At 44.7% G+C, this 20,743-nt stretch carries 21 protein-coding genes; 10 read left to right on the forward strand and 11 right to left on the reverse strand.

Going from position 1 to position 20,743, the window contains the following annotated elements:
• The first annotated feature begins 10 nt into the window (after nucleotides 1-10).
• A complete protein-coding gene (locus ACHZC4_RS05940; RefSeq protein ID WP_394752907.1) occupies nucleotides 11-751 on the forward strand; it encodes an S-methyl-5'-thioinosine phosphorylase in 741 nt (246 codons plus the stop codon).
• 52 nt (nucleotides 752-803) lie between these two features.
• On the opposite strand, the gene arsB is transcribed toward ACHZC4_RS05940, so the two are convergent.
• The 4 genes from arsB to ACHZC4_RS05960 form a co-directional block, all read right to left on the reverse strand.
• The gene (gene arsB, locus ACHZC4_RS05945; RefSeq protein WP_394752908.1) at nucleotides 804-1,895 is read right to left on the reverse strand and encodes an ACR3 family arsenite efflux transporter; all 1,092 of its coding nucleotides are present in this window, start codon (nucleotides 1,893-1,895) and stop codon (nucleotides 804-806) included.
• A 20-nt stretch (nucleotides 1,896-1,915) separates the two neighbouring features.
• Nucleotides 1,916-2,407 carry an arsenate reductase ArsC gene (locus ACHZC4_RS05950; RefSeq protein WP_394752909.1) on the reverse strand — a complete coding sequence of 164 codons (492 nt, stop codon included), beginning with the start codon at nucleotides 2,405-2,407 and terminating at the stop codon, nucleotides 1,916-1,918.
• Nucleotides 2,408-2,486: 79 nt separating this feature from the next.
• Entirely contained in the window at nucleotides 2,487-2,831 is a 345-nt protein-coding gene (locus tag ACHZC4_RS05955; RefSeq protein ID WP_394752910.1) for a metalloregulator ArsR/SmtB family transcription factor, read from the reverse strand.
• A gap of 255 nt (nucleotides 2,832-3,086) precedes the next feature.
• Nucleotides 3,087-5,498 (reverse strand): ribonuclease E/G, encoded by a 2,412-nt coding sequence (locus ACHZC4_RS05960; protein ID WP_394752911.1) that lies wholly within the window; start codon nucleotides 5,496-5,498, stop codon nucleotides 3,087-3,089.
• Between the two features lie 487 nt (nucleotides 5,499-5,985).
• Here ACHZC4_RS05960 and rluC point away from each other — a divergent pair, with 487 nt between their 5' ends.
• From rluC to rimK, 7 genes are all read left to right on the forward strand, one after another.
• Entirely contained in the window at nucleotides 5,986-6,945 is a 960-nt protein-coding gene (rluC, locus tag ACHZC4_RS05965) for a 23S rRNA pseudouridine(955/2504/2580) synthase RluC (protein WP_394752912.1), read from the forward strand.
• Entirely contained in the window at nucleotides 6,929-7,576 is a 648-nt protein-coding gene (locus ACHZC4_RS05970; protein ID WP_394752913.1) for an HAD family hydrolase, read from the forward strand. The genes rluC and ACHZC4_RS05970 overlap by 17 nt, the downstream gene beginning before the upstream one ends.
• A 12-nt stretch (nucleotides 7,577-7,588) precedes the next feature.
• A complete protein-coding gene (sppA, locus tag ACHZC4_RS05975) occupies nucleotides 7,589-8,560 on the forward strand; it encodes a signal peptide peptidase SppA (RefSeq protein WP_394752914.1) in 972 nt (323 codons plus the stop codon).
• A gap of 143 nt (nucleotides 8,561-8,703) precedes the next feature.
• Nucleotides 8,704-8,961 (forward strand): PepSY domain-containing protein, encoded by a 258-nt coding sequence (locus tag ACHZC4_RS05980; protein ID WP_394752915.1) that lies wholly within the window; start codon nucleotides 8,704-8,706, stop codon nucleotides 8,959-8,961.
• 26 nt (nucleotides 8,962-8,987) lie between these two features.
• Nucleotides 8,988-9,665, forward strand: coding sequence for a response regulator transcription factor (locus ACHZC4_RS05985; RefSeq protein WP_394752916.1), 678 nt, complete (start codon nucleotides 8,988-8,990; stop codon nucleotides 9,663-9,665).
• Nucleotides 9,666-9,713: 48 nt separating this feature from the next.
• A complete protein-coding gene (locus tag ACHZC4_RS05990) occupies nucleotides 9,714-11,060 on the forward strand; it encodes an ATP-binding protein (protein ID WP_394752917.1) in 1,347 nt (448 codons plus the stop codon).
• 84 nt (nucleotides 11,061-11,144) lie between these two features.
• The gene (gene rimK, locus ACHZC4_RS05995) at nucleotides 11,145-12,089 is read left to right on the forward strand and encodes a 30S ribosomal protein S6--L-glutamate ligase (protein WP_394752918.1); all 945 of its coding nucleotides are present in this window, start codon (nucleotides 11,145-11,147) and stop codon (nucleotides 12,087-12,089) included.
• Nucleotides 12,090-12,108: 19 nt separating this feature from the next.
• Here the strand turns inward: rimK and ACHZC4_RS06000 are convergent, their stop codons facing one another.
• Genes ACHZC4_RS06000 through ACHZC4_RS06010 form a run of 3 tightly spaced genes read right to left on the reverse strand, consistent with a single transcriptional unit; the run spans nucleotide 12,109 to nucleotide 15,075 of the window.
• Nucleotides 12,109-12,330 carry a hypothetical protein gene (locus tag ACHZC4_RS06000; RefSeq protein ID WP_394752919.1) on the reverse strand — a complete coding sequence of 74 codons (222 nt, stop codon included), beginning with the start codon at nucleotides 12,328-12,330 and terminating at the stop codon, nucleotides 12,109-12,111.
• 18 nt (nucleotides 12,331-12,348) lie between these two features.
• Nucleotides 12,349-14,580: a DNA topoisomerase IV subunit A gene (gene parC / locus ACHZC4_RS06005; RefSeq protein ID WP_394752920.1), complete on the reverse strand. Its 2,232-nt coding sequence runs from the start codon at nucleotides 14,578-14,580 to the stop codon at nucleotides 12,349-12,351.
• The gene (locus tag ACHZC4_RS06010) at nucleotides 14,581-15,075 is read right to left on the reverse strand and encodes an acyl-CoA thioesterase (protein WP_394752921.1); all 495 of its coding nucleotides are present in this window, start codon (nucleotides 15,073-15,075) and stop codon (nucleotides 14,581-14,583) included.
• A 563-nt stretch (nucleotides 15,076-15,638) separates the two neighbouring features.
• On the opposite strand from ACHZC4_RS06010, the gene ACHZC4_RS06015 reads away from it, so the two are divergent.
• Entirely contained in the window at nucleotides 15,639-16,184 is a 546-nt protein-coding gene (locus ACHZC4_RS06015; protein WP_394752922.1) for a hypothetical protein, read from the forward strand.
• Nucleotides 16,185-16,199: 15 nt separating this feature from the next.
• Here ACHZC4_RS06015 and miaA read toward each other — a convergent pair whose 3' ends face one another.
• The gene (gene miaA, locus ACHZC4_RS06020) at nucleotides 16,200-17,138 is read right to left on the reverse strand and encodes a tRNA (adenosine(37)-N6)-dimethylallyltransferase MiaA (protein WP_394752923.1); all 939 of its coding nucleotides are present in this window, start codon (nucleotides 17,136-17,138) and stop codon (nucleotides 16,200-16,202) included.
• A gap of 313 nt (nucleotides 17,139-17,451) precedes the next feature.
• On the opposite strand from miaA, the gene icd reads away from it, so the two are divergent.
• The gene (icd, locus tag ACHZC4_RS06025; RefSeq protein WP_394752924.1) at nucleotides 17,452-18,762 is read left to right on the forward strand and encodes an NADP-dependent isocitrate dehydrogenase; all 1,311 of its coding nucleotides are present in this window, start codon (nucleotides 17,452-17,454) and stop codon (nucleotides 18,760-18,762) included.
• An 87-nt stretch (nucleotides 18,763-18,849) separates the two neighbouring features.
• Here icd and ACHZC4_RS06030 read toward each other — a convergent pair whose 3' ends face one another.
• From ACHZC4_RS06030 to ACHZC4_RS06040, 3 genes are all read right to left on the reverse strand, one after another.
• Nucleotides 18,850-19,236, reverse strand: a complete 387-nt coding sequence (locus tag ACHZC4_RS06030) for a ClpXP protease specificity-enhancing factor (RefSeq protein WP_394752925.1) — start codon at nucleotides 19,234-19,236, stop codon at nucleotides 18,850-18,852.
• 7 nt (nucleotides 19,237-19,243) lie between these two features.
• Nucleotides 19,244-19,849: a glutathione S-transferase N-terminal domain-containing protein gene (locus ACHZC4_RS06035; protein ID WP_394753058.1), complete on the reverse strand. Its 606-nt coding sequence runs from the start codon at nucleotides 19,847-19,849 to the stop codon at nucleotides 19,244-19,246.
• Nucleotides 19,850-20,020: 171 nt separating this feature from the next.
• Complete coding sequence (locus ACHZC4_RS06040; RefSeq protein WP_394752926.1) at nucleotides 20,021-20,743, reverse strand: cytochrome c1; 723 nt, start codon at nucleotides 20,741-20,743, stop codon at nucleotides 20,021-20,023.

The raw sequence follows: 20,743 nt of genomic DNA on the forward strand, positions 1-20,743 counted from the left end.
AGAGTTGAACGTGAAAAAAATAGCAATCATCGGTGGTACCGGCTTAACGCAAATCAGTGGTTTAAACATTATTAAGCACGAGCAAATCGCTACGCCTTACGGTTCGCCTTCTGCTGAGTTTGTCACTGGGGAATTTAACAAAAAGCAGGTGGTGTTTTTGGCCAGACATGGTAATCCGCATAGCATACCGCCGCACCGTATAAATTACCGCGCTAATATGTGGGCGCTTAAGCAACTGGACGTCGAAGGCATTGTTGCCGTTGCCGCAGTAGGGGGGATTACATCAGCTATGGAGCCTGCGTGTTTGGCATTGCCGGATCAAATTATCGATTACAGCTACGACCGTAAACACACGTTTTTTGACGATGAGTTCAGCCCCGTTACCCATATAGATTTTACTGTGCCGTACAGTCAGTCATTGCGCGAGCAGTTGATTACGGCGGCGGCTAACGCTAATGTAAAACTGGTAACTAATGGCACTTACGGTTGTACCCAGGGTCCGCGTCTGGAAACGGCTGCTGAAATAAGACGCATGGAAAGAGACGGCTGTGATTTAGTCGGCATGACCGGTATGCCGGAAGCGGCTTTAGCGCGTGAGCTGGAACTGGAGTATGCAGCGCTTGCGGTAGTGGCTAACTGGGGGGCTGGCAAAACCGAAGGTGAAATCACCATGGCCGAGATAGAACAACATTTGTACACAGGCATGGCCAATGCGCTTGCATTATTAAAGGCGTTTATTGCTTTGGTATGATTGATTCAGCAAGCTTAATGATGGCTGCGATTTAAAAAAGTGATTTGCACCTTTATACAGAAATTTTTCCTTTGCGTTGAATGAAGTATTTTTGTCTGATGTAAAGGGCAACCTTAACTAAACCGATCAATACTGGCACTTCTATTAGCGGCCCAATCACCGCCGCAAAAGCCTCGCCTGATTGCAGACCAAATACGGCGACTGCTACGGCGATAGCCAGTTCAAAATTATTACTGGCAGCGGTAAATGCTAATGTCGCACTGACTGGATAAGTAGCACCCACTTTAGCTGACAAGTAAAACGTAACCAGAAACATGATAATGAAATAAATGACCAAAGGGATTGCGATACGCAGCACATCGAACGGCAATTGCACAATGTAATCACCTTTCAGGGAGAACATGACCAAAATAGTAAACAACAGCGCGATTAAGGTCATCGGGCTTATTTTGGGAATAAAGGTTGTTTCATACCATGATAAACCTTTGCGCCGAACCAGAAAAAAGCGCGTCAACATACCGCCGAAAAACGGGATACCCAGATAAATCAATACACTTTTGCTCACTTCCAGAATAGTAATAGGGACGGCAAGGCCGGAAGCAATACCCAGCCAGTCCGGTAACAAGGTCACGAAAACATAAGCGTACAACGAAAAAAACAGCATTTGGAAGGTCGAGTTAAACGCCACCAATCCAGCGCAATAGTCCGGATCACCCTCTGCTAGCTCATTCCAGACCAACACCATCGCAATGCAGGGTGAAATGCCGATAATGATTAGGCCAACCATATATTCCGGATAGTCACGCAGAAACACAATGGCGAGAACGAACATCAACGTAGGGGCAATAATCCAGTTTAGCGTGATTGAAAGCAAAAGCACTTTGGTGTTCTTGAAGACCTTGGGCAATTCCTCGTAACGCACCTTGGCAAGCGGTGGATACATCATCACAATCAGGCCGACCGCAATGGGAATAGAGGTTGTGCCTAATTGAAACTGGTTCAGCCATTGCGTAAAGCTGGGCACGAAAAAGCCCAGAGCGATACCACCTGCCATAGTCATAAAAATCCACAGCGTTAAGTAGCGTTCTACGAAACCCAGGCGTTTGGAAGTGTTAGTCAACGTGTTATGGCATTGTTTATTCATGGACAGTGTTCTCCGAGTGGTTAAACGATTTCTGATCCGATCTTGTTCAGTGCTTGAGTCAACTCAGTTTTAGACAAGGTTTCAACCGGTAGCGCCAGCAATTGCTGGATACGTTTTTCCAGGGTAGCGTAGGTCGCCTCAAATGCCGCTTCGATAACCTCAGCACTGCCCTCAACATGGCCAGGATCAGATACCCCCCAATGTCCACGAATTGCAGAACCTAAATAAACCGGACAGGTTTCGTCAGCTGCGGAGTCGCATACTGAAATCATAATGTCGATCTGCTTATCGTTGAATTCATCCCAGGATTGGCTGATATAGCCTTCTGTCGGTAAACCATGGCGTGCCAAGGTAGCCAGTGCGCCATTGTTGATTCTGCCAATAGGGTGGCTGCCGGCGCTATAGGCTTTGAAACGGCCAGCACTGAGGTGATTAAATAGCGCCTCGCCCAGCACACTTCGGCAGGAGTTGCCTGTGCAAAGTACCAGGATATTAAGAGGGCGTTGAGTCATGATTATTTCCTTGTAGTCATATCGGATAATAAAGTAGGGATGCGATGTACGTGTTAAGCAGTGAATTTAAACAATGCGTTCATAGATTTTCTACCATGAGATCACACTTGATGTGTTCAGAGCGTGTTAAATCTTGTTGAAATTGTTCGGTTGTTTCAGCGGCGGCTAACACGTTCGTTAAAATCGGATAAACCCAGTCTGGCAGTTTTGGATTAATCTGATAAAACACCCACTGGCCGTCTCGGCTATCCAGCAATAAACCACATTGGCGCAATTGCGCTAAATGCCGGGAAATTTTAGGCTGCGATACATCCAGTGCGGTGGTTAGTTCGCACACGCACAGCTTGCCTTTTTTGTGTAGCAACGTTACGCAACGTAAGCGCGTGTCATCGGATAAGCATTTAAAGAGTAGAGCAGGGGTCATGAGTTGATAGGTCTGTATATATTGATATATGGATAATCATATATCAATAGGGGCTATATCTCAATGTTTTGTATTTTTGTGCCGAGAGGTTATTGCTTGATGACGTGGGGAAAGTACGTTAGCTTGAAGGTAACGAATCTTATATCTGCTGGGCTATATTGATGTTCTTAATGTTATCCCGTACTGAAAATCTTCTCCTTTATACCCAAAGATATAAAAGAGAAGATAAATAAAATCAGTTTTGTCTAATGCGTTTTATGATTCAGTTTCGCTATTATGATGAAAGTCTTCATGGGTTTTAGGTGCAGATTCTGTAATCACTGGCGCTGGTGACGGCGATGCTACGGCGGCCGGAGCTTTCGGTGCTTCAGCAGGTTCGGTTTTGGTCATTCTTTCTGCAAAACCTGCGGCGTAAGTATTACTGGATGTTGAGCTTATTTCGGATGCACCTTCTTCGGAAGGAGTGGTTTCACCGTTAAAGCCGGGGTCATTAGGATCGCGTTTTTTGTAATTGGGATTACGTGGCCGTCTGCGGTTTGGGCCTCTACGGGTATTATTTTTTCCGTTAGCGGGTTTGGCTTGTTGCTCAGTTGTTACTTCTTCCGTTGCTATGGTGTGGACAACTTCTTCAGTACCAGAAATCTGCGTGGGGATTTGTGCGGGAGCAGGAATCGTCTCATGGTTTATGGCTTCCGGCTTTATGGTTTCCGGAACGGCAGACGGTAAGTTACGACGCACGTTTCTACCCAGTTCTCTAGGTTGGCGCGGTGGACGATTTTCCTGAGGGGCTGCTTGCTCGGTTGGCTGTGATTGCGGTTGTGCGGGAGCCGGACGCTCTTTGCGATCATTTTGGCGCTTGTTTTTCTGGTTACGCCTGTTGTTGCGATTTCTGTCGGGCTGGTGCGTTTCGCTAACCGTTTCGGCGGGTACATCGCTAGGCGAAGTAATTTCAACCGATATATCACCGACTTCAGATTCGCTGGGAGCGCCTACCAGCTTGTTCCAAAAGCGTTTAATCAGGCTTGCGGATTCATTTTTGTGCTGCATTGGCGCTGGCGCAGGAGAATCGTGTAAAAATTCTGTAATAACGGCTTTTTCAACACGGGGTTTTATTTGCTGTGCAAATTCAGGAACGGTAATGTCTTCGGCTTTAATTTGCAAATAGCTGGGTTTTTCAGGGCCGGTTTCTTTTTCCTTGATGCGCTCGATGTCGTAAGCCGGTGTTTCCAGGTGTCTGCTAGGCAAAATAACGATACTAACTTTTAAACGGTTTTCGATTTGTTCTATGGCACTGCGTTTTTCGTTTAACAAAAAGGTGGCGCATTCAATCGGCAAATGCGCAATCACTTTTTCGGTGCCTTTTTTCATGGCATCTTCTTCAATAATGCGTAGCACCGAAAGGGCAACTGATTCCACATTACGGATAGTGCCTTGACCTTTACAACGCGGGCAGGGCAGTTGAGTAGAATCGCCTAAAGACGGCCGCATGCGCTGTCTGGACATTTCCAGTAAACCAAAGCGCGAAATGCGGCTGGTTTGTACGCGTGCACGGTCAATTTTTAACGCTTCGCGCAGGTGGTTTTCAACAGCACGCTGATTTTTATTGGACATCATGTCGATGAAGTCGATAACAAACAGTCCGCCTGAATCACGCAGTCTAAGTTGACGGGCAATTTCTTCAGCGGCTTCCAGGTTGGTATTTAGCGCGGTTTCTTCAATATCACTGCCTTTGGTAGCACGGGCAGAGTTAATGTCAATAGAGGTTAAGGCTTCGGTATGATCGATAACGATAGAACCGCCGGAAGGTAGTGACACTTCACGGCCATAAGCGATTTCAATCTGTGATTCGATCTGATAGCGGTTAAATAAGGGCACGACATCTTGATACAGTTTTGCCTTGGGCAAAAAGTGCGGCATGACTTGCTTTAAAAATTTTTGTACCAAGCCAAAAGCATCTTCATTATCGATCAGAATTTCGTCGATATTACCGCGTAAATGATCACGCAAGGCGCGGATGATGACGTTGCTTTCCTGGAATACCAGAAACGGTGCGGCTTGGTCATTGCAAGAGCGTTCAATGGCTTCCCACAGTTGCACCAGATAGTTTAAATCCCATTGCAGTTCTTCAGCGCTTTTGCCACAGCCTGCGGTTCTGACGATCAAGCCCATATTTTCGGGGATATCCAGATTGGCCATAACTTCACGCAGGTCGTCACGCGTCTCGCCTTCAATGCGTCTTGAAATACCACCGGCCTTGGGGTTATTGGGCATGAGCACTAAATAAGTACCGGCCAGACTGATGTATGTAGTTAGCGCCGCGCCTTTGTTGCCGCGTTCTTCTTTTTCAATCTGAACAACAATTTCCTGACCTTCTTTAATCAGGTCTTTAATGCCCAGGCGACGGCCATCATTTTCGGCATTGTCTTGAGGGTGTCTAAAAGCAGGAGATATTTCTTTAAACGGTAAAAAACCGTGTTTATCGGCACCATAATTAATAAACGCAGCTTCTAAACTAGGTTCTACCCGAGTAATAATTCCTTTGTAAATGTTGGATTTCTTTTGTTCTTTCGAAGGTATTTCAATGTCAAAATCGTATAACTTTTGACCATCTACCAAAGCGACTCGCAGTTCTTCAGCCTGCGTAGCATTGATAAGCATTCTTTTCATGTTGTATCCTTGTAGTTTCCTGCTCCTTGATCAGATTTACTGATTGGGACTGGTTTTGGCGCATTGCTGTTTCTATAATGCAACACAGATTTCTGTGTATGGCCAATAACACAATCAACTTAGGTTTTTACGGCACAATTATGGCCGTCATCTGGGTGTTTAATCTGTGTGTTGCAACAGTGGTAGCAACCCGAGCTGCGCTAAGCAAATAAATATTCTTTTTGTCAGTCTTGCTTGTAAATTCTGTCTTAAACAGGATTTGTATCTCGTTCGTCATGGGTCGAACGCTAACCCGAAAATCTTACAATGACCCTTGATCCGATAAATCAGGAAAAGTGGGCTTCCATTGTGTAGCTCAAATACGCCATGTATAAAATAGGCGTAGAGCTTCTATATTTTTGTTGTAGGCCTAACTAATATAACAACCTTATGGCTTAACATCAATTTAAACAATCAATTCTCGGCAGATGCTGATATTATTTACACTATGAATACAGATACTCAAAACACCAAAAGCCAAGTTAAATTGTTTGAAGTTACCGATAACCATAGCGATCAGCGACTGGATAATTTTTTAATCACTTATTTAAAAGGTGTGCCTAAAAGCCATATCTATAGAATAGTCCGTAAAGGCGAAGTACGTGTAAATAAAGGCCGTGTAGACGTTAAATATCGTCTGGTTATTGGTGATATTGTCCGAATTCCGCCAATGAGGGTCGCAGAAACCAACGATGTTGTGTATGTTAAACAAAGTTTACGTGATGCCTTACAACAAGGCATTTTGTTTGAAGATGAGGGCTTTATCGTTTTAAATAAGCCCGCAGGTTTTGCGGTACATGGTGGTACCGGTATAGATTCGGGGATTATCGAAGGTCTTCGTGTCATTCGACCTGAGGCGCATTTTTTGGAACTGGTGCATCGGCTCGATAGGGATACGTCGGGCTGCCTGATTATTGCCAAAAAACGCAGCGCACTGCGCAAATTACATGAATACTTCCGGACTGATCAGGTGCAAAAGACTTATCTGGCGTTATTATCTGGGCAATGGGCACGCAAAAAACTGGTGGTGACCGCGCCGTTGCTGAAAAATATCAGTAAAGGTGGTGAGCGCATGGTAGTGATTAGTCAAGCGGGTAAAGAAGCGGAAACGCTATTTAGACGCTTGCGATTATTTGCGGATGCGACATTGGTTGAAGCCTCACCCAAAACGGGCCGTACCCATCAAATACGGGTTCATGCGGCGTCATTGGGACATCCCATCGTTGGTGACGAACGTTATGGACTGAATGACGTGAATAAAAACTTTAAACAAAGAGGCTATAATCGTATGTTTCTACATGCAGAAACCTTACGTTTTGAGCACCCTACTACCGGTGAACCTATGACATTTTCTGCACCGTTGCCACAGCAATTACAAAGCCTGCTACAACATGAACAACAAGTTTGATTTAATCATATTCGATTGGGATGGCACTCTCATTAATTCCATAGACTGGATTGCCCATTGTTTACAAAAAGCTGGGCAGGTGTGTGGCTTTATTATTCCTGAACTACAAGAAGCTAAAAATGTCATTGGTTTGAGTATTCACCACGCCATGCTAGCCTTGTTTCCTGATGCCGATAAAATAATTCTGGAAAAACTGGTGGATTGTTACAGCCAGGAATATTTTTCCAAGCAATTAAGTCGCGATGATTTTTTCCCGGGCGTATATGACATGCTGCTGCATCTCAAACAATCGGGTTACCAGCTGGCGGTGGCAACCGGCAAAAATAGGCTAGGGCTGGAACAAGCCTTGTCAGCTACCGATACCCGCGATTTATTTTGCGTGACGCGTTGTGCAGATGAAACCGCATCAAAACCTGATCCTAAGATGTTACATGAAATTATGGATCATACTAATACAGCTAAACACCGGACGTTAATGGTAGGGGATTCTGTCCACGATTTGCAAATGGCAAGCAATGCTCAAATTGTTTCTGTCGGGGTATTATGCGGTTCGCATACCGAAGATTTTTTACAACAACATAATCCGTTGGCCTGTTTGCGGCAGCCGACGGAATTACTGGATTTTATTTAGGTTTAACAACGAATGGATAATCAACAAGATAATCAAGTTAAGACGGGCAGTTCTCAACAACCGGGTTGGGAGCGTGAAATTGTTGAAAAACTGGCTTTTGCAGCCATCACTGAACAAAGAAGAACACGGCGCTGGGGCATTTTTTTTAAAGCGATAGTATTTTCGTACTTGCTGATAATGTTTGGTGTATTGATGTACCCAAAAATTAAAAATGACGTGGGTGCGGGCAATGATCACACGGCAGTTATTGATGTCGTGGGAGTTATTGCCGAAGACCAGGCTGCTAATGCCGATAGCATTATTCAAAGCCTGCGCGAAGCGGCAAAAGACAAGCATACCAAGGGTATTATTTTACATGCCAACTCACCCGGTGGCAGTCCGGTTCAGTCCTCTTACGTGTATGAAGAGATTAAGGTGATTAAGAAAGAACACCCGGGAATGCCGATTTACACTGTAGTCAGTGATATCTGTGCATCAGGTTGTTATTTTATTGCTTCTGCAACCGATAAGATTTTTGTTAATCCGTCCAGCTTGATAGGTTCTATTGGTGTCATTATGGATGGCTTCGGTTTTGTAGATGTTATGCAAAAACTGGGTGTGGAACGCCGATTGATTATCGCAGGTGCGCATAAAGCTTTGCTGGATCCTTTTTCGGCCTCTAAACCCGATGAAAAACAGTTCATGCAAGGTTTGATCGATCAAGTGCACCAGCAATTTATTGCCGCCGTAAAAAATGGCCGAGGCAATAAGTTAAAGGAAACCCCCGATACTTTTTCCGGGCTGGTATGGACCGGTGAAGAGGGCATAAAAAACGGTATCGCGGATGCGGTAGGTACGCAAGATTCTGTCGCCAAAAGCATTGGGGCTAAAAAACTGGTTGATTTTACCGAGCAAGGCCGTTTGATTGACAGATTGGCCGGTAAGTTGGGCGCGTCTTTTGCCCATAGCGTCAGTAGCTTTGCAAAAGATGTGTCGTTACGTTAATAATTCAGGCTGGATTCAGGCTATCTGGTTAATATGACTCATGCCTGAAACCCCAGTAATATATCTTGCTAAACGCTTTGTTTGGATTTATGCAAGGCGTATTACTCGGGGGATGGAAGGCGCATACTTAACTGGATATGATCATGAAGAGCGCGATTAAAGTTGTTATATTGTTTTTTTTAGCTTCAAGCCTTTGTTTTTCTGAAGGCGAGAATATTTTGACGCGTGTCAGCCTGGATCAGGCGACCCAACAGATTTTAAGCATGGCCAATCATAAGGTTTTGGGAGCAACAACCGAAATTCTTGAGGGTAAAGAGGTTCATATTATTAAGGTGTTAGATGCCGATGGCTGGATTAAATTTTATAAGATTGATGCGGAAACAGGTATTCTAATCAGCTAGCCGCTGGCATAAACAAGGGAGTTAATATGCGCATTCTTATTGTTGAAGATGAGATGGTCCTCGCTAAACAAATTGATAAATATCTGAGTGACAAAGGTTTTGCAGTTGATGTCGCCAATAACGGTAGTGAAGGTTACTTTATGGGGAAGGAATATCCTATAGATGCTGCTGTGATTGATATTGGTTTGCCGGATTTTTCGGGTATTGAGCTGATCAAACGCTTGCGTAAAGACAATGTAGTAACGCCTATACTTATTCTAACGGCCAGAAGCCGCTGGCAGGAAAAAGTAGAAGGCTTAGAAGCGGGCGCTGATGACTATTTAGTCAAGCCTTTTCATTATGAAGAATTGCTGGCACGTCTAAACGCTTTATTACGGCGATCAATGGGATTGTCGCATCCTGTGTTAACCCATGACAATATTACCCTTGATACCGTAACACAAGAAGTATTGGTATCCGGTGAAAAGCTCGAGCTGACCGCTTTTGAGTATAAGGTGCTGGAGTATTTAATGTTTCACAAAGGTCAGTTAATTTCCAAATCTGTGCTGACCGCGCATATTTACGATGAAGAGTTTGACCGCGACAGCAATGTGATTGAAGTGTTTATTGGGCGGTTAAGAAAAAAACTCGATCCAGATGGCAGCCGCAAGCCAATTGAAACCTTACGCGGTCGCGGCTATAGAATTCCTGATGAGATTAGTTGATGTCCCCTGTGCTGTTGGCAGCGTTTTTGTTCATCATCCATTTGAGTTATGAAGGCTAAATCATTAAGCTTTCGGCTGGTGGTTTCTGAAGGCTTGGTATTAATTGCTTTCTTTGCTCTGGTAACGTTGGTGTTAGAGCAAAGTTTTCGCGAAAGTGCCGAGCAAGCCTTACAGGAGCGTTTGCAGATTCATGTCTATGCCTTATTATCTTCTGTTGATCTGAATAATTCCGGACAATTAAAAATGCCCGCCACTTTGCCGGAACCGCGTTTTGCCAGCCCAGGTTCTGGTTTGTATGGGTTTATTCAGCAACCTAAGAAAAAAAATTTGGTGTGGCGTTCACCTTCGGCGATTGGTTTAGACGTTATCGATCCCCCTAAACTCAAAGCCGGTAAATCGGCTTTTTTGCTTGAAAAGCACAAGCGTTATGCCTTGCATTATGATGTGGTCTGGAAAAATATTGCTGGTATTGAACGTGAATATGTCTTTACTGTCTCCGAGGATGCTCAGTTTGTGACCGATCAGGTGCAGCGCTTTAGGGCGACCTTAAGATTTTGGTTGTTAATTATTGGCATCGTGTTGGTATTCATTCAGTTTAGCTTGTTGCGCTGGAGTTTAAAACCCTTGCGCATTATCGCGCACGATCTTGAAGCCATTGAAAAAGGTAAAAAAACCCATCTGGATGGCGAATATCCGGTCGAGTTGCAAGGCCTAGCCGGAAACCTGAATGTGTTTATTAACCATGAGCGGGCGCATCTGGAACGTTACCGCAATACGCTCGCCGATTTGGCGCACAGCTTAAAAACTCCGCTGGCCATCTTGCAAGGCTGTACTGAATCTTTCAGCGATAATAAAGATACGGTACAAGAACAAATTTCCCGCATGAATAAAATTGTCGAATATCAGTTACAACGTGCTGCTGCCAAAGGTGAGCAACATACCAGTAAATCGGTGGATTTGTCGGATGTCATCAATAAAATACACTTGTCCTTATCTAAGGTATACATCGACAAGAACATTGTGTTTGATATTGTTATTCCCGATCTATGTCAGGTTTATTGCGAGGAAGGTGATATCTACGAAATTGTCGGCAATTTAATGGATAATGCCTGCAAATGGTGTCATAAAGCCGTTAAGGTGAGTATCTTGCTAGATCAACGCAAGGCTAGGCGCAATTTTTCGGTAATGTTGCAGATAGAAGATGATGGTCCCGGTATTCCGGTGGGTAAGTTTAATGATATTTTAAAACGGGGTGTGCGTGCTGATCAAAACATCCATGGCCATGGCATTGGCGTATCGGTGGTGGCCGAGTTAGTTGGGCTTTTGGGCGGAAAATTGGAAGGCGGTGAAAGCACTGTGCTAAAGGGAATGCGCTGGAGTGTTTATTTACCTTAGCCATTATTGGGTTAATAGGTAATTAACATCGACAAAAATAATTAAGGCGACATCTGTCGACATGAGTCTGGAACAAAACTTTTTATGAAAATTGCCATACTGTCCCGGAATCCAAAATTGTATTCTACTACCCGATTAGTCGAAGCGGCTACCGCACGCGGCCATGAAGTACGGGTGCTTGATGTATTACGCTGTTATATGAATATCACCTCATATAACCCCTCCATACATTATCGCGGTGAAGCGTTGACGGGTTTTGATGCCGTTATTCCGCGTATTGGCGCATCGGTTACTTTTTATGGCACAGCGGTATTACGCCAGTTTGAAATGATGAATGTGTATCCGCTGAATGAATCAGTGGCGATTTCCCGTTCACGCGACAAGCTGCGCTCGATCCAGTTGCTGGCGCGTAAAGGTATCGGTTTGCCGGTAACGGGGTTTGCCCATAATCCGGATGACATTGCCGATTTAATCGCACAAGTAGGTGGCGCGCCGCTGGTGATTAAGTTATTGCAAGGCACGCAGGGCATTGGTGTGGTTTTAGCCGAAACGCATAATGCTGCCGAAAGTGTCATCCAGGCGTTTATGGGGCTGAATGCCAATATTATGATTCAGGAATTTATTAAAGAAGCGGATGGCAGTGATATTCGCTGTTTTGTGGTGGGCGATAAGGTGGTTGCCGCCATGAAGCGTCAAGGTGCGCCGGGCGAATTTCGCTCAAATTTGCATCGGGGTGGTTCGGCAACGTTGGTGCGCTTAAGCCCTGAAGAACGTTCTACTGCGGTGCGTGCTGCCAAAATTATGGGGCTTAATGTCTGCGGTGTGGATATGCTCCGTTCCAATCATGGTTCTGTGGTAATGGAGGTGAATTCATCGCCAGGATTACGAGGCATTGAAGATGTCTGTGGCAAAGATATTGCCGGTATGATGATTGAGTTTATTGAGTGCCGACTTAAATCATTGGAGACTGCCAAGCAAGATTCATCCGGCCAAACACCTACGCGTACGCGTACGCGTGGTAAAGGGTAAGTTGTTACGGCGCAAGAATTCAGGGGTGACACATCAGCTCACCGATGCTGGCGACGCGCCCAACACATCGTGTGCGCCAACGCCCATCAGGGCTCCTGTCTAAAGCTATACCGGATTGTAACACAACAAAAACGCCTGCCGTTTGGTAGGTTGGCTTCAGGTAAGCATTGGGTTGCCGGATAGGGTGCATACGGGTTTTTAGTTTTTTAGCTTGCGTAGATGGGCACACTGCGCTTTGCACATCCTATAGTTGTATTTATTATTCTGCTTCCAAGCCATCCACCCGCTGAAAACCGCGCGGCAATGGCATACCGCGTTTGGCGCGTCCACTGGTGTAATGCAGTATGTCCAGATGTTTCAATGACAGATGGCGCTTACCCGACAGGACTTTTAATGCGCCATCTGATGGCATGGCCACGGCGGCAAGTACATAGTCTCTTTTGCCATCCAAATCCGCTGGTGGAATTTGAATCAACTTATTGCCTTTGCCTTTTACCAATGCTGGTAATTCTGCGCTAGGGAAAATCAGTAACCGACCTTGCAAAGTGACCACAGCCAATAAATCGCTCTCGTTTTGTAAAGCTATCGGTTTGATAACACTGGCAGCATCGGGCAGATTAATCATTAACTTCCCCGCCTTGTTTTTGCTCAGCAGTTCTTTTAATTGCACTCTAAAGCCATAGCCAAACGTACTGGCCAGAATATACCAATCATCCGGATTACCCGACAGTAAATGGGTAAATACCGCGCCATCGGGCGGGTTGAGCCGTCCGGTTAACGGTTCGCCCTGTGTTCTGGCAGAAGGTAGATTATGTGCGGGTGTGCTGTAAGCGCGTCCGGTAGAATCCAGGATATAGACTGGTTGCGTAGAACGGCATTTCACCACATCTAAAAGGCTATCGCCTGAGCGGTAGCCTAAGCTTTCAACATCAAAATCATGGCCTTTGGCGGCACGTATCCAGCCTTTTTGCGACAATACCACGGTAAGCGGTTCATTGGCGATTAAGGCGACAGTTTCCAAGGGCTGCGAGGCTATGCGGGCTACAATCGGTGATTGGCGATCATCGCCGTATTTGTCGGCATCTTGCTTTAGTTCTTTACGGATGAGCTGGCTTAACAAGCGTGGTGAGCCCAGGATTTTTTCCAGTGCGGCGCGTTCTTTATTCAATTCGTTCTGTTCGCCGCGTATCTGCATTTCCTCTAGCTTAGCCAGATGTCGCAGTTTTAAATCCAGCACTGATTCAGCCTGGATATTGGTCAACCCAAAGCGTGCCATCAGCACCGGCTTGGGCTTGTCTTCGCTGCGGATTATGGCGATGACTTCATCGATATTAAGATAAGCGATCAGCAAACCGTCCAAAATATGCAGTCTGGCAATCACTTTGTCCAGGCGATATTGCAAGCGCTTACGCACGGTTTCAGTACGGAAACTCAGCCATTCCACCAGGATGTCACGTAGGTTTTTAACCTTAGGACGACCATCCAGACCAATCATGTTCATGTTAACGCGATAGCTTTTTTCAAGATCGGTGGTGGCGAACAGATGCGACATTACCGCCTCGACATCAATGCGTTTGGATTTGGGGATAATCAGCAAGCGGGTCGGGTTTTCGTGGTCGGATTCGTCACGTAAATCTTCAATCATCGGCAGTTTTTTGGCCAGCATTTGCGCGGCGATCTGTTCCATTAACTTTGCGCCAGACACTTGGTGGGGCAGGGCGGTGATGACGATTACGCCGTCTTCCTGCTCATACAACGCACGCATTTTGATTGAACCGCCGCCGGTCAAATATATTCTCTGGATGTCATCATTAGAGCTGATGATCTCGGCTTTAGTGGGGTAATCCGGGCCTTTGACTAAGCCAAATAATACGTCGTCCGTGGTCGTAGGATCGTCCAGCAACTGCAAACAGGCAGTGGTGATTTCACGCAGGTTATGCGGCGGTATGTCGGTGGCCATGCCGACGGCGATGCCCATCGTGCCATTAAGCAAGATATTGGGCAAGCGTGCGGGCAACAGTTCAGGTTCTTTCAGCGAGCCGTCAAAGTTGTCTTCCCAGTTAACGGTGCCTTGCGCCAATTCACTCAGCAAGGTGTTGGCGTAGCCGGTCAGCCGCGATTCGGTGTAACGCATGGCGGCGAAAGATTTAGGGTCATCCGGCGAACCCCAGTTGCCTTGGCCGTCAATCAGCGGATAGCGGTAGGAGAAACTTTGTGCCATCAATACCATCGCTTCGTAACACGCGGAATCCCCGTGCGGGTGGTATTTACCCAGCACATCGCCTACCGTACGTGCGGACTTTTTGAACTTAGCCAGCGAGCTTAAACCAAGCTCAGACATGGCATAGACGATGCGCCGCTGTACTGGCTTTAAGCCATCGGCAATATGCGGCAGCGCCCGATCTAAAATCACATACATGGAGTAATTCAGATAGGCTTTTTCGGCGAAATCTTTTAATGGCTGTTGTTCGTAATTTTCCTGCAAACCCACTTAATACTCCTCTTCGGGTAAATCAATGTTTAAGATACGTTCTTTTTCCAGGCTTTCCTGGCGTAGTTGTTTGCGTAGTGCTGCGGCGGCAAACTGTCTTTTTTCGGCATCAGTATTTAATTCTAGTCGTGGTACTTCTATACTGCAACCGTTGTCATCTAAAGCAACCATCGTAAAATAACACGAGGTGGTCGGGCGTTTTTGGTGGGTGCGCAAATTTTCCGCCACTACGTTGACACCAATTTCCATCGATGAGCGCCCGACGTAATTGACATTGGCATGGAAGGTTACGAGCTCGCCGACGTTGACTTGCTGGCGAAAAAATACCTGATCCAGCGAGGCAGTCACCACATAATTTTTGCAAAATTTAGCGGCACAAGCGTAGGCCACTTGATCGAGCAATTTTAATAACGAACCACCGTGGACGTGCCCGGAAAAATTGGCCATGTCGGGGGTCATCAATACCGTCATGGCCAGGGATTTTTCTTGTTTCATGCAGTTGTTGCCTTGTATTTTTGGATGCTGCTATTATCCACGAAAGTTAGGAAAAATGGCTTTTTGCTTAACGTGGGCAAAATTTTTTAGGCTATTGCCATGGAAATATAAGCGTTTTGTAAAGCCAATGCATGCCATTTAACCTCTAACCCATCAATAATGCTGAGCTATATGGTAAACCTGATTATAACTATCCGTTATTTTAAAATTTACATTCAAAACTCTTCTTACAAAAAAAGAAGCCATAAAAGGTCCTGTACTGACAATAAAGGGCATTATTAATCTGAGATTTTAAAGCTAGAACCACAAGAAAATGCCGTTTTTATGTACTACACCATGCGATTTATTATGATGGCTAATAAATTAAAAACAATTACTTGGAAGATGATCTGTAAACAATAAAATCAACTCGGCCTATTCCTTTTAAAACCTGGCACAGCTATTGCATTTCAAAATTAATGATGAGCTCGTCTTATTTATTTTGGAAAACTATTCGTTTTGTATCTGCTAGCGTTGTCACAAATAATTTAGCGTAGACAGCGCCCCGCTTAAATGGAAAAATTATGTATTCAATGCCTTTTAAAAAACCTGTTTCAAACAATGTTGTTTTAACACTCAAATATGCCGCCATTGGTTTAATACTTTGCATGGGATTACATACGCCACGTAGTCATGCAGACGTAGTGGCAAACTTTTCCGGGAGCAGTCTCAATCCCAATGTCCATCTTGATGTGGCGAATGCCGGTTTGTCCAGTGCGATTGCCAATAGTGAGGACACTCGACTGGAGTTTAGGTTATTTGGCGATGTTAATAATATGTGGATCCCGCGTAATAGTGACCTATTTGCCTGGAAGGAGCTCCCTGTGATATCTTTTAGCAATATCATAGGGATGGAAACCAAGGTATCAATGCCAAATAGCGACGCTAGGACATTTGCGGGATTTGCTTTTTATGACAGACCTAAAGGAATTAGCTTTAATCAGGATGCTGAAAGTTTGTTTTTATCATCTATAATTTTGATTTCTTTATTTTTGGCGAGGGCGCATCAAAAAACAATCACGCGTTATCGTTTGTTAACTACTAATGAAGATGCTTTAAGTCTTACCTGAACAATGCCGAATGTTTTAATTAATTTCGTTTTTAATTTGCATTAATACTTTTTCAAGCAAATCCGTTTGACCCGTTTCAAAATGGTGCGCATCGATTTCTTTGCGTAACCAAGTAAATTGCCGCTTAGCCAGTTGCCGAGTGGCAATAATACCTTTCTCAACCATAGTCGCATAATCGTCATCGCCTTGCAGATAAGACCAGACTTGTCGGTAACCCACGGCGCGGATCGCTGGCATTTTTTCGCTTAAATCGCCGCGCTGATATAAAGCATCCACTTCATTTATTAAACCTTGTTGTAACATGGTCTTAAAACGCTTAGCGATAGTATTGTGCAATATTGCTCTATCTGATGGCGCGATAATGAGCTTTATAATATGGTAAGGAAGGGTTTCCTGGTGGGTTTTAAAAAAAGACGTTAAAGGCTCACCACTGATTTCATACACTTCCAGAGCACGTTGTACACGCTGCGGATCATTAGGATGAATTCTTGCCGCAGACTCGGGGTCAACTTTGGCTAGTCGTTGATGTAAAGCCTCTTTGCCCAAGTTTGCTAGTTCGTCATCCAATCGGGCACGAATTAATAGATTAGCTTCGGGTAATATATCCAGTCCGTTATTGAGGGCATTAAAATACAGCATGGTGCCACCCGCTAAAATAGGTGTTTTACCGCGTTGGTGGATATCTTGCATTAATGCCAAAGCCTGGTTTTTAAATTGCCCAGTTGAATAAGCTTCAGCCGGATCGAGTATGTCAATTAAATGGTGGGGTATGCCTTGTCTTTCCGTTAATGTTGGCTTGGCTGTCCCTATATCCATGCCTTTGAACACGAGGGCGGAGTCCACGCTGATAATTTCACCATTCAGATGTTTGGCCAATTGTACCGAAAGGGCAGTTTTCCCTGAAGCAGTCGGACCCATGAGGAAAATAGCGGGTGGGAGGTTGGGCTGGGTCATGCCTTTTATAAGGTTATTGTTGTTAATGTCTTTGAATTTAGCACGAAATGCCAAAAGCACACTAAATTTTTTGTTATCTTTCTAAAGCTAGTGGCTGTCTAAGGACAAATTTTGGCGGGAACAGGTTAGTAGAGTGGGGATTAATTTAGCTCAACAGTTTGACGTGCTCTTTTTAACGGCCTTTAAAAGGCGGCGTTTTACACATCAAACCACTCTATTTGCATAAAATTGTCAGCTAAACCAGCAAGTGCTAATTGTGCGCCGCAGCCGGTAGTGTTATGTTATGGGCTGTTATTTTATTACGGGAGTTGTTATGCCAAATCCTTCGTTTACCTCGGCCTCGGGCGCTAGTGTTATTACTTTCCAAGATGGCAAACTGTGTGTACCTAATAATCCAATTATTCCATTTATAGAAGGCGATGGCACAGGGCCTGATATTTGGCGTGCTACGGTACGCGTTTTAGATGCAGCGGTGGCTTGTGCTTATTCTGGGCAACGAAAAATTCATTGGCTAGAAGTATTTGCAGGTGAAAAAGCCTTTAATTTATTCGGAACCTGGCTACCTGATGAAACGGTAGACTTGTGTAGAGAGTATCTTGTTTCCATTAAAGGGCCCTTAACAACGCCTATTGGGGGTGGCATACGTTCCTTAAACGTGGCGTTGCGCCAGTTATTGGATATGTACGTGTGTTTACGTCCGGTGCGTTGGTTTAAAGGCGTGCCTTCTCCGGTTAAAAATCCGGGCGGCGTGGATATGGTGATTTTTCGGGAAAATACCGAAGACATTTATGCAGGTATTGAATTTGAAGCAGGCAGTGATGATGCCAAACTTTTCTTGGCGTTATTAAAAGAACATTTCCCTGGTCAATTTAGCAAAATCCGGTTTCCTGACACGTCGGGTATTGGCATCAAGCCGGTTTCCAAACAAGGTACAGAGCGTTTGGTTAAGGCGGCGATTGACTATGCCATCGTCAATAAACGTAAAAGTGTAACCCTGGTGCATAAGGGTAACATTATGAAGTTTACAGAAGGTGCGTTTCGTCTGTGGGCTTATGCACTTGCTGAACGTGACTATGCTGAGCAGACTTATACGTGGGCTCAATGGGAAAAAACCAAGGCTCAGCACGGTGAGGCATCAGCCAATAAAGAGCAATCCGATGCTTTGGCGAGCGGCAAAATTTTGATAAAAGATGCTATTGCGGACATTACCTTGCAGCAAGTGTTAACGCGACCTGAAGATTTTGATGTGATTGCGACGTTAAATTTAAACGGCGATTATTTATCAGATGCGCTAGCAGCGCAAGTTGGCGGCATTGGTATTGCACCTGGGGGGAATATTAACTACTTAACCGGTACGGCAATTTTTGAAGCCACACATGGCACCGCGCCTAAATATGCAAATTTGGATAAGGTTAATCCAGGCTCGTTAATTTTGTCAGGGGAAATGATGCTGCGTTATATGGGCTGGACAGAAGCAGCCGATGCGTTAATTAATGCCATGGATGCGGCCATTGCCAGCAAACACGTCACTTACGATTTTGCGCGGTTGATGGATAACGCAACCGAAGTCAGTTGTAGCCAATTTGCTGATAAGATTGTCGAGTGCTTGCAGAACGTAGCTTAGTTAAACGGCTTATAGCGTAATTGTTTCATCCCCCATTTGAAAAAGAGGGGATGAATGCTGACCCTTTAGCTAATAACGAAGACCGGATTACTTAACCACCCGTAACGTCGGCCTTGGCGGCGGTGTTTCATCGGGTGGTATGTCATCATAATCATTTTCATCGACATTTTCCGCATCGAAGACCATGCCTTTGCCGCTTTCCTTGGCATAGATAGCCAACACCGCTTTCATCGGAGCCAGAATATACATGGATTTACCGCTAAATCTGGCGTTAAATTCAATTTCGTCGTTACCTAGTGAAAGTGCATCTACCGCAGCAGGTTTTATATTCAATACAATTTTGCCATCTTCAACAAACTGCATGGGTAAAACCGCTTTTTTGTGGGTTGCATCTACCAGAAGATGCGGTGTGCAATCGTTGTCAATAATCCACTCGTAAATAGAACGTACTAAATAAGGCTTTAAAGGTGTCATGTCAGACTCACTTTGGCGAGACGGCCATTTCTTTTTCAGCTTCGCTGAGACTACGTTTAAACGCCGGTCTGCTGAAAATACGTTGAGCGTAGTTGGTAATTACATCATTAGGCGTGGAGACATCAATACCAATGCTGGGTAAACGCCACAATAACGGTGCAATAGCACAGTCTATCAATGAAAACTCGTCGCTCATGAAAAAAGGCTTGGCGGCAAAAATAGGTGCGGAAGATAAAATACTTTCTCTCAGCATTTTTTTAGCTTTGGCCGATTTTTTCTCGCCTGAAGATATAATCTCATCCAGCAATTGATACCAGTCCTGATCAATGCGTTTTATGAGCATTCTGGCGGTAGCGCGAGAAACCGGATCCATTTGATGTAACGGCGGATGCGGAAAGCGCTCGTCAAGATATTCCATAATAATACGCGAATCGTACAGTACCAAATCCCGCTCAATCAGCGTAGGGGATGTCCCCGTTGGATTTAGCTCTAGTAAGTCAGCTGGGGGCTCATTCGGGTCATAATATTCTATGTCTGAAACAATCGCTTTTTCATGGAGAACAAAGCGAGCCGCGTGACTCATCGCGCAGGTTGGCGAAGAAAAAAGTGTCATCACAGATTTACGCGTAATAATATTTGCCACAAATAACAACCTCTTTGGACATGTAGGGCAGTAAAAATGACGATTATAGCATAAAAGGTCAGTTTTTTACGGGACGCATCCAGAATTGGTAAAGGCTAGTTTGTGAGAAAACATCCTTGTTTTCTCAATTCACATTCACACTTAGTCTATATCTTTCCAATATTCTTTCTTCAGCTTGTAAGCGATCACTGAAAATATAAGGAAGAAAAACAACACGTATTTTCCAAGACGCTGTCTTTCTAATTGTATGGGTTCACCCGCATACACCAGAAAATTAACCAAATCATTGACCATAAGATCAAATGCTGGTTCAGATAATTTACCCGGTTCACTTATCACTAATTTTTCGATTTGTTGTTGACCATCGACCAGATGAAAAACTGGTTTTTGCAGGCCTTGCAACTCCCAGAATACATTGGGCATGCCGACATCTTTAAAAACCGTGTTGTTAGTGCCTAACGGCTTGGTTTTGTCATTATAAAAGCCTTTGAGATAGCTGTATAACCAATCAGCGCCACGCGAACGGCCAATTAATGATAAGTCAGGTGGCTGCACCCCAAACCATTTCTCGGCATCATGCTTATTCATTGCCGTATGCAATTGATCATAAATAGTCGCACCTTGGATGGCGATGTCTTTTAAGACTTTTTTGTCATCGATGCCAAAATCTTGAGCCATGCGTTGATAGCGCATATGCTTTACCGAATGACAACCCAAACAGTAAGTTACAAAATGTTTTGCGCCGCGCTGCAAGGATTCGGAGTTGCTAGGATCAATATCAGCTTCTTGCAGCTCCATATCTCCTGATGCATAGCCACAAAAAGACAGTGATGCTAATAAAATTAGAGTTATTAATCTTTTCAT

It is taken from the genome of Crenothrix sp. (assembly GCF_043729335.1).
In the GTDB taxonomy this organism is placed as follows: domain Bacteria; phylum Pseudomonadota; class Gammaproteobacteria; order Methylococcales; family Methylomonadaceae; genus Crenothrix.

What these genes read in the sequence shown, in the direction of transcription:
- miaA (WP_394752923.1), bottom strand. Translation starts at nt 17,138, where the DNA reads ATGACCCAGCCCAACCTCCCACCCGCTATTTTCCTCATGGGTCCGACT.
- arsB (WP_394752908.1), bottom strand. Translation starts at nt 1,895, where the DNA reads ATGAATAAACAATGCCATAACACGTTGACTAACACTTCCAAACGCCTG.
- ACHZC4_RS05950 (WP_394752909.1), bottom strand. Translation starts at nt 2,407, where the DNA reads ATGACTCAACGCCCTCTTAATATCCTGGTACTTTGCACAGGCAACTCC.
- ACHZC4_RS05985 (WP_394752916.1), top strand. Translation starts at nt 8,988, where the DNA reads ATGCGCATTCTTATTGTTGAAGATGAGATGGTCCTCGCTAAACAAATT.
- ACHZC4_RS05990 (WP_394752917.1), top strand. Translation starts at nt 9,714, where the DNA reads ATGAAGGCTAAATCATTAAGCTTTCGGCTGGTGGTTTCTGAAGGCTTG.
- ACHZC4_RS05955 (WP_394752910.1), bottom strand. Translation starts at nt 2,831, where the DNA reads ATGACCCCTGCTCTACTCTTTAAATGCTTATCCGATGACACGCGCTTA.
- ACHZC4_RS05960 (WP_394752911.1), bottom strand. Translation starts at nt 5,498, where the DNA reads ATGAAAAGAATGCTTATCAATGCTACGCAGGCTGAAGAACTGCGAGTC.
- ACHZC4_RS06015 (WP_394752922.1), top strand. Translation starts at nt 15,639, where the DNA reads ATGTATTCAATGCCTTTTAAAAAACCTGTTTCAAACAATGTTGTTTTA.
- ACHZC4_RS06035 (WP_394753058.1), bottom strand. Translation starts at nt 19,849, where the DNA reads ATGACACTTTTTTCTTCGCCAACCTGCGCGATGAGTCACGCGGCTCGC.
- ACHZC4_RS05970 (WP_394752913.1), top strand. Translation starts at nt 6,929, where the DNA reads ATGAACAACAAGTTTGATTTAATCATATTCGATTGGGATGGCACTCTC.
- rluC (WP_394752912.1), top strand. Translation starts at nt 5,986, where the DNA reads ATGAATACAGATACTCAAAACACCAAAAGCCAAGTTAAATTGTTTGAA.
- ACHZC4_RS05980 (WP_394752915.1), top strand. Translation starts at nt 8,704, where the DNA reads ATGAAGAGCGCGATTAAAGTTGTTATATTGTTTTTTTTAGCTTCAAGC.
- ACHZC4_RS06030 (WP_394752925.1), bottom strand. Translation starts at nt 19,236, where the DNA reads ATGACACCTTTAAAGCCTTATTTAGTACGTTCTATTTACGAGTGGATT.
- icd (WP_394752924.1), top strand. Translation starts at nt 17,452, where the DNA reads ATGCCAAATCCTTCGTTTACCTCGGCCTCGGGCGCTAGTGTTATTACT.
- sppA (WP_394752914.1), top strand. Translation starts at nt 7,589, where the DNA reads ATGGATAATCAACAAGATAATCAAGTTAAGACGGGCAGTTCTCAACAA.
- rimK (WP_394752918.1), top strand. Translation starts at nt 11,145, where the DNA reads ATGAAAATTGCCATACTGTCCCGGAATCCAAAATTGTATTCTACTACC.
- ACHZC4_RS06010 (WP_394752921.1), bottom strand. Translation starts at nt 15,075, where the DNA reads ATGAAACAAGAAAAATCCCTGGCCATGACGGTATTGATGACCCCCGAC.
- ACHZC4_RS06040 (WP_394752926.1), bottom strand. Translation starts at nt 20,743, where the DNA reads ATGAAAAGATTAATAACTCTAATTTTATTAGCATCACTGTCTTTTTGT.